The 15,060-nt window shown below is 71.7% G+C and carries 20 protein-coding genes; 8 read left to right on the forward strand and 12 right to left on the reverse strand.

Annotation, left to right across the window (positions count from 1 at the left end):
- Window positions 1-4: 4 nt before the first annotated feature.
- On the reverse strand, window positions 5-766 hold the full coding sequence (locus ACIRG6_RS16715; protein ID WP_364680156.1) for a MerR family transcriptional regulator: 762 nt from the start codon (window positions 764-766) through the stop codon (window positions 5-7).
- A gap of 99 nt (window positions 767-865) precedes the next feature.
- Between ACIRG6_RS16715 and ACIRG6_RS16720 the strand changes: the two genes are divergently transcribed.
- The gene (locus tag ACIRG6_RS16720; protein ID WP_364680153.1) at window positions 866-2,284 is read left to right on the forward strand and encodes a glutamate decarboxylase; all 1,419 of its coding nucleotides are present in this window, start codon (window positions 866-868) and stop codon (window positions 2,282-2,284) included.
- A gap of 12 nt (window positions 2,285-2,296) precedes the next feature.
- On the opposite strand, the gene ACIRG6_RS16725 is transcribed toward ACIRG6_RS16720, so the two are convergent.
- The 5 genes from ACIRG6_RS16725 to ACIRG6_RS16745 all read right to left on the reverse strand — a co-directional run bounded on the left by ACIRG6_RS16725 (window position 2,297) and on the right by ACIRG6_RS16745 (window position 7,152).
- Complete coding sequence (locus ACIRG6_RS16725; RefSeq protein WP_318213782.1) at window positions 2,297-3,058, reverse strand: ABC transporter permease; 762 nt, start codon at window positions 3,056-3,058, stop codon at window positions 2,297-2,299.
- Window positions 3,055-3,996 carry an ATP-binding cassette domain-containing protein gene (locus tag ACIRG6_RS16730; protein ID WP_403323246.1) on the reverse strand — a complete coding sequence of 314 codons (942 nt, stop codon included), beginning with the start codon at window positions 3,994-3,996 and terminating at the stop codon, window positions 3,055-3,057. The genes ACIRG6_RS16725 and ACIRG6_RS16730 overlap by 4 nt, the downstream gene beginning before the upstream one ends.
- 77 nt (window positions 3,997-4,073) lie before the next feature.
- Window positions 4,074-4,715, reverse strand: coding sequence for a PadR family transcriptional regulator (locus tag ACIRG6_RS16735; RefSeq protein WP_318213780.1), 642 nt, complete (start codon window positions 4,713-4,715; stop codon window positions 4,074-4,076).
- A gap of 57 nt (window positions 4,716-4,772) precedes the next feature.
- Window positions 4,773-6,233: an aldehyde dehydrogenase family protein gene (locus tag ACIRG6_RS16740; RefSeq protein ID WP_351132672.1), complete on the reverse strand. Its 1,461-nt coding sequence runs from the start codon at window positions 6,231-6,233 to the stop codon at window positions 4,773-4,775.
- A gap of 94 nt (window positions 6,234-6,327) precedes the next feature.
- A complete protein-coding gene (locus tag ACIRG6_RS16745; RefSeq protein ID WP_365021956.1) occupies window positions 6,328-7,152 on the reverse strand; it encodes a helix-turn-helix domain-containing protein in 825 nt (274 codons plus the stop codon).
- Window positions 7,153-7,508: 356 nt separating this feature from the next.
- Here ACIRG6_RS16745 and ACIRG6_RS16750 point away from each other — a divergent pair, with 356 nt between their 5' ends.
- The gene (locus ACIRG6_RS16750) at window positions 7,509-8,009 is read left to right on the forward strand and encodes an ATP-binding protein (RefSeq protein ID WP_318213778.1); all 501 of its coding nucleotides are present in this window, start codon (window positions 7,509-7,511) and stop codon (window positions 8,007-8,009) included.
- Window positions 8,010-8,052: 43 nt separating this feature from the next.
- Here ACIRG6_RS16750 and ACIRG6_RS16755 read toward each other — a convergent pair whose 3' ends face one another.
- The 5 genes from ACIRG6_RS16755 to rpmG form a co-directional block, all read right to left on the reverse strand.
- Window positions 8,053-8,322, reverse strand: a complete 270-nt coding sequence (locus ACIRG6_RS16755; protein ID WP_077799099.1) for a DUF397 domain-containing protein — start codon at window positions 8,320-8,322, stop codon at window positions 8,053-8,055.
- Between the two features lie 294 nt (window positions 8,323-8,616).
- On the reverse strand, window positions 8,617-8,850 hold the full coding sequence (gene rpsR / locus ACIRG6_RS16760; protein ID WP_318213777.1) for a 30S ribosomal protein S18: 234 nt from the start codon (window positions 8,848-8,850) through the stop codon (window positions 8,617-8,619).
- 5 nt (window positions 8,851-8,855) lie between these two features.
- Window positions 8,856-10,016, reverse strand: coding sequence for a CobW family GTP-binding protein (locus ACIRG6_RS16765; protein ID WP_403323251.1), 1,161 nt, complete (start codon window positions 10,014-10,016; stop codon window positions 8,856-8,858).
- A complete protein-coding gene (locus tag ACIRG6_RS16770) occupies window positions 10,013-10,267 on the reverse strand; it encodes a type B 50S ribosomal protein L31 (protein ID WP_318213775.1) in 255 nt (84 codons plus the stop codon). Before ACIRG6_RS16770 ends, ACIRG6_RS16765 begins: the two co-directional genes overlap by 4 nt.
- A gap of 8 nt (window positions 10,268-10,275) precedes the next feature.
- On the reverse strand, window positions 10,276-10,440 hold the full coding sequence (gene rpmG / locus ACIRG6_RS16775) for a 50S ribosomal protein L33 (protein ID WP_044382365.1): 165 nt from the start codon (window positions 10,438-10,440) through the stop codon (window positions 10,276-10,278).
- 61 nt (window positions 10,441-10,501) lie between these two features.
- Here rpmG and rpmB point away from each other — a divergent pair, with 61 nt between their 5' ends.
- The 4 genes from rpmB to ACIRG6_RS16795 all read left to right on the forward strand — a co-directional run bounded on the left by rpmB (window position 10,502) and on the right by ACIRG6_RS16795 (window position 12,263).
- Window positions 10,502-10,738, forward strand: a complete 237-nt coding sequence (gene rpmB, locus ACIRG6_RS16780; protein ID WP_239765207.1) for a 50S ribosomal protein L28 — start codon at window positions 10,502-10,504, stop codon at window positions 10,736-10,738.
- Window positions 10,738-11,043, forward strand: coding sequence for a 30S ribosomal protein S14 (gene rpsN / locus ACIRG6_RS16785; RefSeq protein WP_364680140.1), 306 nt, complete (start codon window positions 10,738-10,740; stop codon window positions 11,041-11,043). The genes rpmB and rpsN overlap by 1 nt, the downstream gene beginning before the upstream one ends.
- Before the next feature lie 204 nt (window positions 11,044-11,247).
- Window positions 11,248-11,712 carry a hypothetical protein gene (locus ACIRG6_RS16790; protein WP_403323655.1) on the forward strand — a complete coding sequence of 155 codons (465 nt, stop codon included), beginning with the start codon at window positions 11,248-11,250 and terminating at the stop codon, window positions 11,710-11,712.
- A 26-nt stretch (window positions 11,713-11,738) separates the two neighbouring features.
- On the forward strand, window positions 11,739-12,263 hold the full coding sequence (locus ACIRG6_RS16795) for a DUF4232 domain-containing protein (protein WP_364680135.1): 525 nt from the start codon (window positions 11,739-11,741) through the stop codon (window positions 12,261-12,263).
- Between the two features lie 18 nt (window positions 12,264-12,281).
- On the opposite strand, the gene ACIRG6_RS16800 is transcribed toward ACIRG6_RS16795, so the two are convergent.
- Window positions 12,282-13,415 carry a DUF2786 domain-containing protein gene (locus ACIRG6_RS16800; RefSeq protein ID WP_364680132.1) on the reverse strand — a complete coding sequence of 378 codons (1,134 nt, stop codon included), beginning with the start codon at window positions 13,413-13,415 and terminating at the stop codon, window positions 12,282-12,284.
- A 100-nt stretch (window positions 13,416-13,515) separates the two neighbouring features.
- Here ACIRG6_RS16800 and ACIRG6_RS16805 point away from each other — a divergent pair, with 100 nt between their 5' ends.
- Both ACIRG6_RS16805 and ACIRG6_RS16810 read left to right on the forward strand, forming a co-directional pair.
- Window positions 13,516-14,145, forward strand: coding sequence for a LysE family translocator (locus ACIRG6_RS16805; RefSeq protein ID WP_364680129.1), 630 nt, complete (start codon window positions 13,516-13,518; stop codon window positions 14,143-14,145).
- An 81-nt stretch (window positions 14,146-14,226) separates the two neighbouring features.
- Window positions 14,227-14,991, forward strand: coding sequence for a Clp protease N-terminal domain-containing protein (locus ACIRG6_RS16810; RefSeq protein WP_364680126.1), 765 nt, complete (start codon window positions 14,227-14,229; stop codon window positions 14,989-14,991).
- The last annotated feature ends 69 nt before the right edge of the window (window positions 14,992-15,060 follow it).

Genomic DNA, 15,060 nt, shown 5'->3' on the forward strand with positions numbered 1-15,060 from the left:
GCGCTCAGGAGGTGTGGCGGGCGGCGTTCGCGAGGATCGCGTCGCGCATGTAGGCGGCGAGGCCCGGCTTGGCGGCGTCGATGTTTCGCGTGAAACGTTCGTCCGAGACGTACATCTCGCCCAGGCAGGTGTGCATCTCGTACCCGCAGTCGTAGTGGTTGCGGGCGATCCCCTGCCTGTGGTCCTCGGCGGCGTCCATGGCCGCTGCGGAGTCGGCGGGCTCACCGGCGTCCATCAGGGCGACGAAGCGCCGGGTGAGCTCGTCGGCCTCGTCCTGGATGCGCTGCCAGTCCTCCTTGGTGTACGAGGCGGCCCGCTGCTGCGACTGGCGGTAGGCGTCGGTGTCGCCCCAGCGTTCTTGAACCTCCTCCTCGTACTGATCGGGGTCGAAGTCGCCGAAGACCTCGAACTTCTCCTCGGGCGTGAGGTTGATGCCCATGCTGCGTGCCTCCATGGCCTGCTCCACGGCCGCCGCCATCCTCTGCAGCTTCTCGATCCGGGCGGTCAGCAGCTCGTGCTGGCGGCGCAGGTGCGCGCGGGGGTCCGCGTCCGGGTCGTCGAGCAGGGCGGCGACCTCGTCGAGCGGGAAGCCGAGCTCGCGGTAGAACAGGATCTGCTGCAGCCGGTCGAGGTCGGCGTCGCTGTAGCGCCGGTGGCCCGCGTGGCTGCGCTCGCTCGGGGCGAGCAGGCCGATGTCGTCGTAATGGTGCAGGGTGCGCACCGTCACTCCGGCGAAGCCGGCCACCTGTCCCACGGAGTAGCTCACTTCCGCTCCCTTCTGTGACGCCGTCCACGCTGCCTCCTCACGTCACGTGAGGTGCAAGCCCGGATGCGCGGCGCACGGCCCGGACCTACCGTCGGACGCATGCCACTGCATCACGGGCACCACCCGCACAGCGAGGACGCCGACCGCCGTCGGCTCGCCGCGAACCCGTTCCACGGTTCGGCGAATCCGACCAGTGGCATGACCGAGGCGCCGCCCACGCACCGCCTGCCGGACTCTCCCCTGCCGCCGTTCACGGCCTACGAGCTGGTCCACGACGAGCTGATGCTGGACGGCAACGCCCGGCTGAACCTGGCCACCTTCGTCACCACCTGGATGGAGCCGCAGGCCGGGGTGCTGATGAGCGAGTGCCGGGACAAGAACATGATCGACAAGGACGAGTATCCGCGCACCGCCGAGCTGGAGCGGCGCTGCGTGGCGATGCTCGCCGACCTGTGGCACGCGCCCGACCCGTCGGCGGTCGTGGGCTGCTCGACGACGGGTTCGAGCGAGGCGTGCATGCTGGCCGGGATGGCGCTGAAGCGGCGGTGGGCGCTGCGCAACGCCGACCGGTATCCGGGGGCGCGGCCCAATCTGGTGATGGGCGTGAACGTCCAGGTGTGCTGGGAGAAGTTCTGCACCTTCTGGGAGGTGGAGGCCCGGCAGGTGCCGATGGAGGGCGACCGCTTCCACCTCGACCCCCAGGCCGCCGCGGAGCTGTGCGACGAGAACACCATCGGCGTCGTCGGCATCCTCGGCTCCACCTTCGACGGGTCCTACGAGCCGGTCGCGGAGCTGTGCGCGGCCCTGGACGCCCTCCAGGAGCGGACCGGCCTCGACATCCCCGTGCACGTCGACGGGGCCTCCGGGGCCATGGTCGCACCCTTCCTGGACGACGACCTGGTGTGGGACTTCCGGCTGCCGAGGGTCGCCTCGATCAACACGTCGGGGCACAAGTACGGGCTCGTGTACCCGGGCGTCGGCTGGGCGCTGTGGCGGGACGCGGACGCCCTGCCCGAGGAGCTGGTGTTCCGGGTCAACTACCTGGGCGGCGACATGCCGACCTTCGCCCTGAACTTCTCCCGCCCGGGGGCGCAGGTGGTCGCGCAGTACTACACCTTCCTACGGCTGGGCCGCGAGGGCTACCGGGCCGTGCAGCAGGCGACGCGGGACGTGGCCCAGGGGCTGGCGGAGCGGGTGGAAGCGCTCGGCGACTTCCGGCTGCTGACCCGGGGCGACCAGCTGCCCGTGTTCGCCTTCACCACGGCGGACGACGTGACGGCGTACGACGTCTTCGACGTGTCCCGCCGGCTGCGCGAGGGCGGCTGGCTGGTGCCCGCGTACACCTTCCCGCCGCACCGCGAGGACCTCTCCGTGCTGCGGGTGGTGTGCCGCAACGGTTTCTCGGCCGACATGGCGGACCTGCTCCTGGAGGACCTGGAGCGGCTGCTGCCGGACCTGCGCCGCCAGCCGCACCCCCTGACGCGCGACAAGGGCGCGGCCACCGGCTTCCATCACTAGGACCGGGCGGATCTACCGGCTCAGGTGCGCGAACCTGCGGACCGCCGACGAGAAGAACACCGCGAGCAGGGCCAGCGGCCAGACGACGGCCGCCCAGAGGTGCCCGGGCTCGCCGCCGGGGCCGCCGAACAGGTCGCGTACGGCCGTGGCGGTCTGGGACAGCGGGTTCCACTGGACGACCGTGCCCAGCCAGCCGGGCATGGACTCCGGTGTGGCGAAGGCGTTGGAGAGGAAGCCGACCGGCCAGACCAGGATCTGCACCGCCTGCACGAGTTCCGGCTTCCCCGCCACCAGAGCCAGGAAGATGCCGGCCCACAGCATGGCGAACCGGAACAGCAGGAGCAGGCCCACCGCGCCCAGGAACGCGCCGGGGCCGCCGTGGGCGCGCCAGCCGAGCGCGTACCCGACCGCGATCAGCACCGCGAGCCCGGCGGCCGACTGCAGCATGTCGGCGGCCGAACGGCCCACCAGCACCGCGCCGTTGGCCATCGGCAGCGAGCGGAAGCGGTCGATGACGCCCTTGTCGAGGTCCCTGGTGACGGCGATCATGGTGCCCTCCAGGCCGAAGGCCATGGTGAGCGCCAGCATCCCGGGGACCAGGTAGTCGACGTAGTCGCCGCTCACGCCCCGGCCGCCGCCGACCAGGTAGCCGAACATCAGCAGCAGCATGACGGGGAAGACCAGGTTGACGACGACCGTGACGGGCTGCCGTGCCCAGCGGGCCAGCTCGCGGCGGGTCATGGTCCAGGAGTCGGTCAGGGCAAAGGCGGTCACACGGCCTCCTCGGCGTGGTCGGTGAGGTGCAGGAACACCTCGTCCAGGGTCGGCCGGCGCAGGGCCACGTCCTCGGCCTCGATCCCGGCCTCCCGCAGCGTCCGTACGACGCCGGAGAGCGCCGCCATGCGGTCGGTTACCGGCGCGCTGAGCAGCCGGCGGTCGGGGTCGACGCGGACGCCGGTGAGCGGCAGCAGGCCGGCCGCGGCGCCCAGTCGGCCGGCGTCGCGCAGGACGACGTCGATGCGGTCGCCGCCGGTGGCGGCCTTCAGTTCGTCCGCCGTGCCGTCGGCGACGACCCGGCCGGCGTCCACGACGGAGATGCGGTGGGCGAGCTGGTCGGCCTCCTCCAGGTACTGGGTGGTGAGCAGGACCGTCGTACCGCCGCCGACCAGGGAGCGGACCGAGTCCCACACCTCCGCGCGGCCCCGCGGGTCGAGTCCGGTGGTCGGTTCGTCCAGGAAGAGCACCTCCGGCTCGGTGATCAGGGACGCCGCGAGGTCCAGACGGCGCCGCATGCCGCCGCTGTAGGCGCTGACCGACTTGCGTCCGGTGGCGGTGAGGCCGAAGCGCTCCAGCAGTTCACCGGCACGCGCGCGTGCCCGCCGGGCGCCGAGGTGGTGCAGGCGGCCGAACATCTCCAGGTTCTGCCGGCCGCCGAGTTCCTCGTCGAGCGCCGCGTGCTGGCCGAGCAGGCCGATGCGCAGCCGTACGGCGTACGCCTCGGTGACGACGTCGTGCCCGGCCACCTCGATCCGGCCCGCGTCCGGCCGCAGCAGGGTGGACAGGATCCGGACGAGGGTGGTCTTGCCCGCGCCGTTGGGCCCGAGCACCCCGTGCACCGTGCCACGCGTGACCGTCAGGTCGAGTCCGTCCAGCGCGTTCTTGCCGCCGTACCTCTTGCGTGCCCCTTCGACGGTGATCGCCGCGTCGGCCATTGAGCCTCCCCCAGCTAGTCAAACTTGACTACTCGACTGGCGAAGGTACACCCGCTCAGGAGTTTGGTCAAACTTGACTAGTCGGCATCCCGGGGATGCCGCTCCCCCGTCGCGTACGGGTTCTCCTCGCCCTCCGCCAGGACGCCGACGAACGGCTCGCCCTCCCCGGCGAAGGTGTACGCGCCCCCGCGGATGCGCTCCACCAGTGCGCGGGTCCACTCGGCGCCCGTGTCGGCGGAGTGCACCCAGAGGTTCATGATCTCGCCGATGTGCCCGAGCTGGCCGGGCCCGTCCTCGGGCGTGTAGTACGTGGTGACGGACTCGCGCCACTCCCCGATGGCCCGGATCCGCTCCTCCAGGAGGGCCAGCACCTCCGCGCGGCCGAGGTCGACCATGAAGCCGAGTCCGGCGGAGAGCACGTCCGGTTTCTGGTCGTAGGCGGTGAGGGACTCCCGCAGCAGGGCGAAGTACTCCTCGGTGCCCTTCTCGGTGATCTCGTACTCCGTGCGCGGCGGACCGCCCGCGGTCGACGGGGCGACCTCGTGGGCGTGCAGCAGTCCCTGCCTGGCCATCTGCTTGAGCGCGTGGTAGATCGATCCGGGTTTGGCGTTGGACCACTCGTGCGCGCCCCAGTACTCCAGGTCGTTGCGCACCTGGTAGCCATGGGCCCGCCCGTGCTGACGCACCGCGCCGAGCACGAGGAGACGGATCACTGACATGGGGTCCAGGTTAGGCGGGGAAGGGGCCGGACCCGACGCCGGTCCGGCCCGCGCCGCTCAGAACGGGAAACCGCTCCGCCCGTGCTGCACCGAGATCCACTTCTGGGTGGTGAAGGCGTCCAGCATCGTGTCGCCGTTGAGACGGCCGATGCCGGAGTGCTTCTCGCCGCCGAAGGGCACGATCGGCTCGTCGTGCACGGTGCCGTCGTTCACGTGGAACATGCCGGTGTCGATCCGCTTGGCGAACGCGACGCCCCGCTCGACGTCCGCGGTGTGCACGGCGCCGCTCAGGCCGTAGGGGGTGTCGTTGACCAGGCGTACGGCCTCCTCCTCGCCGTCGAAGGGGACGAGGAAGGCGACGGGGCCGAAGACCTCCTGCCGGAGCAGCGCGGATCCGGCCGGGACGTCGGTCAGGACCGACGGCGTGACGAGGTTGTCGGTGACCGTGCCGCGCACCAGGGCCGTCGCGCCCTCGGCGAGTGCCTGTTCGACTACTCCGGAGACGGCGTCCGCCTGCGAGGAGTTGATCACCGGACCGATGACGGTCGACGGGTCACGCGGGTCGCCGGCCTTGAGGGTCTTGACCTTGGCGACGAACTTCTCGGTGAACTCGTCGGCGACCGCGCGGTCGACCAGCACCCGGTTGGCGGCCATGCAGACCTGACCCTGGTGGACGAAGCGGCTGAAGACGGCGGCGTCGACCGCGTAGTCGACATCGGCGTCGTCGAGGACCACTAGGGCGCTGTTGCCGCCCAGTTCGAGTACCGAGCGCTTGAAGTTCGCGGCGCAGACGGTGGCCACGTGGCGGCCCACCTTGTCCGAGCCGGTGAAGGAGATGACCTTCGGGACCGGGTGCTCCAGAAAGGCGTCGCCGATCTCCGCGATGTCGGTGACCACGACGTTGAGCAGGCCGCCCGGCAGGCCGGCGTCCTCGAAGAGCTTCGCGACCAGGGTGCCGCCGACGATCGGCGTGTTCTGGTGCGGCTTGAGGACGACACCGTTGCCGAGGGCGAGGGCCGGGGCGACCGACTTCAGGGAGAGCAGGAAGGGGAAGTTGAAGGGGCTGATGACGCCCACGACGCCGACCGGCACCCGGTAGACGCGGTTCTCCTTGCCGTCGACCGGCGAGGGGATGATCCGGCCCTCGGGGCGCAGCGCCAGGTGGACGGCCTCGCGCAGGAACTCCTTGGCGAGGTGCAGCTCGAAGGCCGCCTTCAGCCGCGTACCGCCCAGCTCGGCGATGATCGCCTCGCTGATCTCCGCCTCGCGCTCCTCCACGAGGCGCAGCGCCTTCTCGAACACCGCGCGGCGCGCGTACGGGTTCGTCGCCGCCCACTGCTTCTGGGCCCGCTCGGCCGCCCGGTAGGCGGCGTCGACCTCGTCGACGGTGGCTATCGTGATCGAGGCGAGCTTCTCGTCGTCGTACGGGTTGAAGTCGATGATGTCCCAGGACCCGGTGCCCGGACGCCACTCGCCGTCGATGTACTGCTGGGCGAGGTCGGTGAAGTACGACGACATGTGAACCCTCAATCCCCTAGCTGCCGCAGCTGCCGCGAGCGAGCCGCCTGATCGAGCGTCATCGTACTTATGTTTAAGGCGAGTTGGAGAAGTCCTAGGAGAGTTGGAGAAGCCCCCGCAGAAGGTCCCGGCTCTCGTCCGGACCCGGGCTGTCCTGCTGGAGCTCCTTGAGCGCCGTCTCGTACTGGGTGACGTCCTCGCGCTTGTCCAGGTACAGGGCGCTGGTGAGCTGCTCCAGGTACACGACGTCCGAGAGGTCGGACTCGGGGAAGCTGAGGAGCGTGAACGCGCCACTTTCGCCCGAGTGCCCGCCGAAGCCGAACGGCATGACCTGAAGCCGCACATTGGGGCGTTCCGACATGTCGATCAGGTGCTGGAACTGCCCGCGCATCACCGTGCGGTCGCCGTACGGACGGCGCAGCGCGGCCTCATCCAGGACGATGTGGAACTCGGGGGCGTTCTCGCCGACGAGGTGTTTCTGCCGCTCCAGGCGCAGCGCCACCCGCCGCTCGACGTCCGCCTCGCTCGCGCCCCTCATGCCGCGCCGGACGACCGCGCGGGCGTACTCCTCGGTCTGCAGCAGGCCGTGGACGAACTGCACCTCGTACACGCGGATCAGCGACGCGGCGCCCTCGAGGCCCACATAAGTGGGGAACCAGCTGGGCAGCACGTCGGAGTAACTGTGCCACCAGCCCGCGACGTTGGCCTCCTTGGCCAGGGAGAGCAGGGAGGCGCGCTCCTGCTCGTCCGTGATGCCGTACAGCGTCAGCAGGTCCTCGACGTCCCTCGTCTTGAAGCTCACCCGGCCCAGCTCCATCCGGCTGATCTTCGATTCCGAGGCGCGGATCGAGTAGCCCGCCGCCTCGCGCGTGATCCCCCGCGTCTCACGCAGTCGCCTGAGTTGTGATCCGAGCAGCATGCGCCGCACCACCGATCCGGGCTCTCCCGCGCTCACGTTCGCCAGCCTCCCCAGCCGTCTCCAGGGGCCGAAGTCTGCCACTAAAACACTCCGAGCAGTACTCGTCCGGTTACGGAAACGGAATCGAGCCAAAGGGAACGCGCAGCAACGGACCGGGAGTTGACGCCGTCCGTTCGCGATGTGAGGTGAAGACGGCGCGAAGACGACGGAAAAATTGCCCAACAAGCGGTACGGGCAGGTCCATTTCGGTCACGTGCACGTGCATCTGCCCTTGCATCTGCGGTACGCATCCGAAACCATGGTCCCGCACCACCGCGCCGCATCGCTACGACCGCGAATTCCCGGGAGTGCCTCGCATGGGGACGAATGGATCGACCATGCTCGAGCCGTTACGGCAGGGCCTTCCACCACTCGACCCCGCGGCCGTCTCCAACGCCGCCTCCTGCGCCCTGCCACCCCGTTACGAGGCGGTGCGCGAGGCCCGCCGGTTCACCCGCAGAACGCTCGACGGCTGGGAGATGGGCGACCGTTTCGACGACGTCTGCCTCGTCGTGTCCGAGCTCGTCACCAACGCGCTGCGGCACGCGCTGCCGGCCAACGCCCCGCGACTGGCCGACCAGAACGGCCCGGTACGGCTGCACCTGATGCGCTGGACCGAGCGGCTGGTGTGCGCGGTGCGCGATCCCAGCCACGACAGCCCGGTCGCCCGGGACACCGACGACTTCTCGGCGGAGTCGGGCCGCGGCCTGTTCCTCGTCGACTCCTTCAGCGACAGCTGGGGCTGGCACCCGCTCGCCGGGACGCTCGGGGGCAAGGTCGTCTGGGCCCTGTTCCGGCTTCAGCAGACCGCCGACTGACCGTTCGCGATCAGCACGCGGGCCGGCTCGCCGTCAGCTCGCATCAGCTCGCGATCAGGTGGTCGAACTCCCCGTCCTTGACGCCCAGCAGCATGGCCTCGATCTCGGCGCGCGTGTAGACGAGCGCGGGACCGTCGGGGAAACGGGAGTTGCGCACGGCGACACCGCCGTCGGGCAGCCGTGCGAACTCCACACAGGATCCCTGCGAGTTGCTGTGCCGGCTCTTCTGCCAGGCCACGTCGTGCAGCTGCGTGGCCGCCATGCCGTTGTACACGCCGGACGCGTCGTCAACGTCGTACACGTCGTGGTCCACAGGTCGCTCCCCGGTGGTGCACTGGCTGGTGTGGCCATTGATGCAGCGGTCAACTGGTTCGGATCATAACCCTGTCCACGTGCAGATGCATGAGCAAATGCACGTGCACGCGGGGTGTTCCTCCGGTTACAGCGTTGCCGACCGCTCCGCCGAAAGCCCTTGCCCTCTTTGACGCCCACTCCGAGGAAGCCGTTCCCGCGTCTGCCCGGGGATCAGGAGAACATGCGACGACACCGGGGCCCGCCCGACGGAGTGGGCCCCGGTGTCGTCGGTGCGCCGGCGAAGACGCCGCCGTCAGCGGACCGCGTACGGCAGCAACGCCATCTCCCGCGCGTTCTTGACCGCCCTGGCGAGCTGCCGCTGCTGCTGGGACGTCACACGGGTGACGCGGCGGCTGCGGATCTTGCCGCGGTCGGAGAGGAACTTCCGCAGCAGATCGGTGTCCTTGTAGTCGACGTACGTCACCCCGTCCCGGTCCAGCGGATTGGGCCGGTGCTTGGCGGGCTTGCGGTCACTCGTGCGGGGCATGGCGGTCAGACCTCCAGGAGGGTGTCGAAGGCGGGGGGCAGCCGCCGCCAGGCCGCGCGCCCGGCGGCGTACTCGGCGTCGGTCAGCAGGCAGGACTCCAGGAGCCGTTCGAGTCCGTCACGGTCGAGCCCGGGCGACGTGAAGACCAGGTGCTGGCAGCGGTCGCCGTGCTCGGGGTGCCAGTCCAGCGCGGCGGCGGCGCGGCGCACGGGCGGGACCAGTTCCCAGGCCGCGTCGGGAAGCGACGCCAGCCACGGCCCCGCGCTCTCCACGCACAGGGCCCCGCCCGCGGCGTCCCAGTGCAGCAGCGCGTCGGCCTTGTCGGCGAGCCAGAACCGGCCCCGGCTGCGGGCGGCGGCGCAGGTCAGGTCCTCCAGCGCCTGGTACAGCCGTTCCGGGTGGAAGGGGCGGTGCCGGCGCCAGACGAAGGTGGCGACACCGTGCGCGTCGGCCTCCGCGGGCAGCAGCGCGCAGGCCGGGTGCTGGGCGGCCGCCGCGGCCTCCACGTCGAAGCCGGCGAACGCCGCCCGCGCCAGGGCGGAGGGAGCGCCCGCCGGGTCACCGTGGCCGATCGGGACCCGGCGGGCTGTCGGGTGCAGCTGGGACAGCAGCTCCCGGTCCTCGTCGTCGGCCTCCGGGGAGTCGGCGACGGCGAGGACGGGGGCGTACTCCAGCTGGCGCGCGAAGGTGTCGGCGACGGTGCGCTGATCGGTGGCCGCGGCGGCGAGGCCGCCCTCCGCGAGGTCGTCGCCATTGCCGAGGTACGGCAGCACCAGTGCCGGGTCGACGGCCGTGATCACGCCGGTGACGGTGAAGCCGCCGGCTGTCACCACCTCGGCCATCGCCCTTGGTTCGACCGAGTCCCACAGCTCGACCACGGCGAGCGGGGTGCCGCCTGCGTCCGCCAGCCGTTCCAGCTCCGGGACGAGGTCCTCGCGCAGGGCGCAGCAGGCGCAGTCGTTGACGAGGGGCGCCTCGTCGGTGGACAGGACGCCGGTGGCGTCCCGGACGGTGCGGACGACCGTACCCGCGGTGGCCGTCGCCAGGTCGTGGTGGAGGACCACGCTGCCGGGCACGTCGGTCAGCAGCCGCGCCACGGCCGCCCGGCGGGCGTCGGCGTGCAGCCCGCCGACGATCACCACCGGCAGGGCCGTCGACGAGCTCATGCCCCGCCCCGCTTCCCGTACCGGCGCTCGAAGCGCTCCACGCGTCCGGCGGTGTCCAGGACGCGGGCGGTGCCGGTGTAGAAGGGGTGGCTCACGTTCGAGGTCTCGACGTCGACGACCGGGTAGGTGCGGCCGTCCTCCCACTCGACCGTCCGCTCACCGGTCATCGTGGACCGGGTGAGGAAGGCGTGGTTCGCGGCGCGGTCGCGGAAGACGACCGGGCGGTACTCCGGGTGGATTCCCTTGCGCATGGCGGCGGTCAGCGCTCCTCTCGGAAGTCGACGTGGCGGCCGGCGACCGGGTCGTACTTGCGCAGCGTCAGGCGGTCCGGGTCGTTGCGGCGGTTCTTGCGGGTCACGTAGGTGAAGCCGGTCCCGGCGGTGGACCGGAGTTTGATGACCGGGCGGAGTTCGTTGCGTGCCATGCTGGTACCTTACTGAAAATGAATTCCATTAGCATCCACACCTGACGAGAGGTACGTCACCGTGTCCGCGCACTGCATGCTCACCGGCGCCCAGCCCGGCTTCGGCAACCGCATCTCCCATTCCCACCGGCGGACTTCGCGCCGCTTCGACCCCAACATCCAGACCAGGCGCTACTGGCTGCCGAGCGAGGGCCGGCACGTACGGCTGCGACTGAGCACCAAGGCGATCAGGACGGTCGACGCGATCGGCGTCGAGGCGGCCGTGGCGCGCATCCGCGCGCGAGGGGTGCGGATCTGATGGCGAAGAAGAGCAAGGTCGCGAAGAACGAACAACGCCGAAAGACCGTCGCGCGGTACGCCGCACGGCGGGCCGAACTGAAGGAGATCATCCGCAGTCCGTCGTCCACCGAGGCCGAACGACTCGCCGCGCGGCGCGAGTTGCGCGGTCAGCCCCGGGACGCGAGCCCCACACGGGTGCGCAACCGAGACCAGGTCGACGGGCGCCCGCGCGGCTACTTCCGCGCCTTCGGCCTGTCCCGGCTGAACCTGCGTGAGCAGGCACACGCCGGGCATCTGCCGGGAGTTCGCACGTCGTCCTGGTAGCTTGCCGCTGACGTGGGGCCCACCCGGCCGTCCGGCTACAGCTTGGAGCTTGCGGTGACACTGGTGACTGCGCGGAGCACGGCGAGTACGGCGAACGCGACGAGTACGGCGGACGCGGCCTGCCCGGCAGTCCGCGCGGACGGCTCCGGTGGCGCCCGCGGGCGCGCGCGGCGCTCCGTCCGGGCGGCCGCCGCGGCCCTCGCCCTGGTGGGCGCGCTGGCGCTGACCGCGTGCACCGACGGCGGTGACTCCGACGGCGACTCCGCCAAGGACGGCACGTCCTCGGCCGCGCCCAGCGCCTCGGCGAGCGCGGACACGGGCGGTGCCGACGGCGGCTCGCCGTCCGCCGCCGCCGGTGAACTGGAGGGCAGCTGGCTGGCGACCACCGATGGCCACGCCGTCGCCCTGATGGTCACCGGTGACAAGGCCGCCCTCTTCGCCACGGGCGGGTCCGTGTGCAGCGGCACCGCGGGCGAGGAGTCCGGCACCCGCACCATCCGCCTGAAGTGCACCGACGGCAGCGACGACCGGACCGACGGGACGGTCGAGTCGGTCGACGGGACGTCACTGAAGGTGAGGTGGCAGGGCGCCGTGGGCGAGGAGTCCTACACCAGGTCCGAGGGCGGATCGCTGCCACCCGGACTGCCGACGGCCGGTCTGGGGTCCTGAACCGCACGCACGAAGGAACAACACCCATGCGCACCATCAAGCCGGCCGTCATGGCCATGGCCGCCGTCACGGCGGCACTCCTCCTCACCGCCTGCGACGGCGGTGGCGACGACGACGCCGGCAAGAGCAGTACCGACGACCGGGGCCCCGCCGCCTGCCGGATCGGGGAGATGGGCGTGGACATCGCGCCGAGCCCCGCTCCGGCCGCCGGGGACACGGGCACCGTCTCCGTGAACCTCACCAACCGCGGCCCGGAGTGCACGCTCGACGGCTCCCCCGCCGTCACGCTCACCGCCGACGGCACCCCGGCCGAGGTCCCCGTGGACGAGGCCGCCGTCCCGCAGCGGATGACCCTCGCCGCGCAGGGCACGGCCACCTTCACCCTGACCTACGTACGGGGCGGCACCGGCGGTCTCGTCGTGTCGTCCGCGGAGTTCGCCCTGCCCGGTGCCGCCACCACCCACCGCTTCCCGTGGTCGTACGGCGAGGTGGCGATGAAGGGCGGGGCACCGGACGCGACGGTGAGCGCGTTCCAGCGCGCCGGGGACTGACCGCACGGGTGCCCGGGTCTACTGTCCGGGCAGCGGGCGCCGCCGGCCGACCTGGGCCCGGTCGGCCGCGCGGGTGCCCTCCGTCCAGCCCGCCGCGTCGTCGGCGCCCCGCAGCCGGGTCGTGGTCGTCTCCGGGAACATCCGCTCCAGGCGGTCGGTGACCGCGACCTCGCGGGAGGCGAGCACGGGGAGCAGATCGGCGTCCGCCGCCCCGGTCTCGGCGGCCGTCCGCTCGGCGACGGCCCGCAGGCGGGTGCCCGCGCGGTGGGCGTAGGCCACGAGGAACGACTGACGGAAGGTCTTGGTCCGCTTACGGCCGCCGGCGCGCTGGGCGGCCTCCGCCTTCGTCATCGCCGTCTCGGCCTGCACCAGCAGGGAGGTGTAGAGGAGTTCGACCGCCTCCAGGTCGGCCTCGAAGCCGACGACGGTGGAGAAACCGAACGCCTCGTTCCACACGGCCCGGCAGTGGTTGGCGGCGGCCACCGCGTCCAGCAGCACCGCCTTGGCCTGCTCGTAGGGCGGCTCCACCCCGATCCGGCAGGCGCCGGGCGCGTCGGGCGAGGGGGCGTGCGCCGACAGCAGCGCCTCGTCGACGCTGTGCCGGGCCATCAGCTCCTGCGCCTTGGCGCTGAGCGCCTCCGCCTCCTGCGGATAGCCGGTCGCCTCCGCCTTGGCGAGCAGCGCGCGGATGCGGGCGAGGGCGCGGGACTCCGGCCGGGGCTCGTGGCGCGGCGCCCCCGCCTCCAGCGGCTCCAGCACGGGCAGGCGCAGCAGCAGGCGGTAGAGCTCCAGTACGGCGGTGGCGTGCGAGAAGCGGTCGGTGCGGGGCGCCGCCGCCGGGTCCGGCAGGTCGTCGAGCTGCCCGGCCCAGCGGGGGCCGCGCGGGCGCTCGTGCGCCGCCTGGGCCCGGATCAGCCCGGCCACCAGCCGTACGTGCACGTCGTCGAGCTCGCGCCGCACGATCCGTACGACGTCGGCGGGCTGCCAACCGCGCCGCCAGGCCGTGGCCACGAACTCCTCGCCCCGCCGGGCCAGTTCGGCGTCCGCCGCCGGATCTGCCGCGAGCAGCGAGGCCGCGGTGTCGAGGGCGGTGTCGGCGGTGTCGTACAGGGCGGCCCCGAAGGCGCGGTCGACGGTGGTGGACGTACTCACCCGGAGATGGTGCCACGGTCCCCGGATCCGGTCCCGCGGCGTGTCTCGGTCCGCGGAATTCGGTCGTCGGCCGCGGCCCGCACCGCCGAGCATGGCGCGCATGGTGGACACGACTCTCTACGCGGCGTTCCTCGTCGCCGCCTTCGCGCTGTGCGTCACTCCGGGGCCCGACATGATGTTCATCGTGGCGATGGGCGGGCGGGGCGGGCCCGCGGCGGGCGTCATGGCCGCGTCCGGGGTGGCCTGCGCGATGCTGGTGCACGCGGTCGCCGCGGCGCTCGGCCTGTCCGCGCTGTTCACGACGCTGCCGACGCTGTACCACGTGCTGCGCTGGGCGGGCGCGGCCTATCTGCTGTACCTGGCGGTGAAGGCCTTCCGGGACCGGTCGGTGCCGGGTGAGGACGCGGCGCCCCGGGGAGCGGGGATGCGGCGGGCCTTCTGGCAGGGCGCGATCACCAATCTGCTCAACCCGAAGGTGATCCTCTTCAACGTGGCGTTCCTGCCGCAGTTCGTCGACCCCGCCCTCGGACACGTGCCCGGTCAGCTACTGCTGCTCGGCGGCACGCTCGTGGTGATGGGCTTCCTGTGGGACGGCTTCGTGGGGCTGCTGTCCGGCCGGCTGGCGGGCCTGCTCAGGCGCAGTGCGCGGGTGAACCGCTGGCTGAACATCGCCTCCGGGACGGTGTTCACGGGGCTGGCGGTGCGGTTGGTGGTGGCCTCGCCGAAGTAGTCGCCGCCGGCCCTGTCGGTCACTGTCGAGCACTGTCAACCATCGGTTGACAGCCTCTGAAGCGCAACCTACGGTTGACACATGACGACGAACCCGAGCAGCATCACGTCATCCGTACGTCTCGACGAACTCATCAACGCCATCAAGAAGGCGCACGCGGAGCCGCTCGAACAGCTCCAGGACGCCGTCATCGCGGGTGAGCACCTCGGGGAGGTGGCCGACCACCTCATCGGCCACTTCGTGGACCAGGCCCGGCGTTCGGGCGCGTCCTGGACGGACATCGGCAGGCGCATGGGCGTCACCCGGCAGGCGGCGCAGAAGCGCTTCGTGCCCAAGGAGTCGGCCGACCTCGACGCGAGCCAGGGCTTCAGCCGCTACACGCCCCGCGCGCGCAACGCGGTGATGGCCGCGCACAACGAGGCCGTGGCCGCGGGCGCCACCGAGGGCCTGCCCGAGCACCTGCTCCTCGGCGTGCTCACCGAGCGCGACGGCCTCGCCGCCAAGGCGATCACCCAGCAGGGCGTCCCGCTCGACGCGGTCCGGGAGGCGGCCACGGCGGTGCTCCCGCCGGCCGCCGACGAGGTCCCGGAGCTGGTGCCCTACGGGCCGGCGGCCAAGAAGGTCCTGGAACTCACCTTCCGCGAGGCCCTGCGCCTCGGCCACAACTACATCGGCACGGAGCACATCCTGCTCGCCCTGCTGGAGCACGAGCACGGGGAGGGCGTGCTGAGCGGCCTCGGCATCGGCAAGGAGGCGATCGAGCGGTACGTCACCGAGACGGTGTCCCAGTTCCTGAAGGCGGCAGAGGAGTCGGGGCAGGAGGCGGCCGGGGCGGAGGGCAGCTGAGGCGGGCTGCGTCAGAGACGGGAGACGTCTGAGGTAGGGGCACCTGAGGCCGGGGCACCTGAGCGGGGC

Source organism: Streptomyces flaveolus (assembly GCF_044765825.1).
Classification (GTDB): Bacteria; Actinomycetota; Actinomycetes; order Streptomycetales; family Streptomycetaceae; genus Streptomyces; species Streptomyces flaveolus.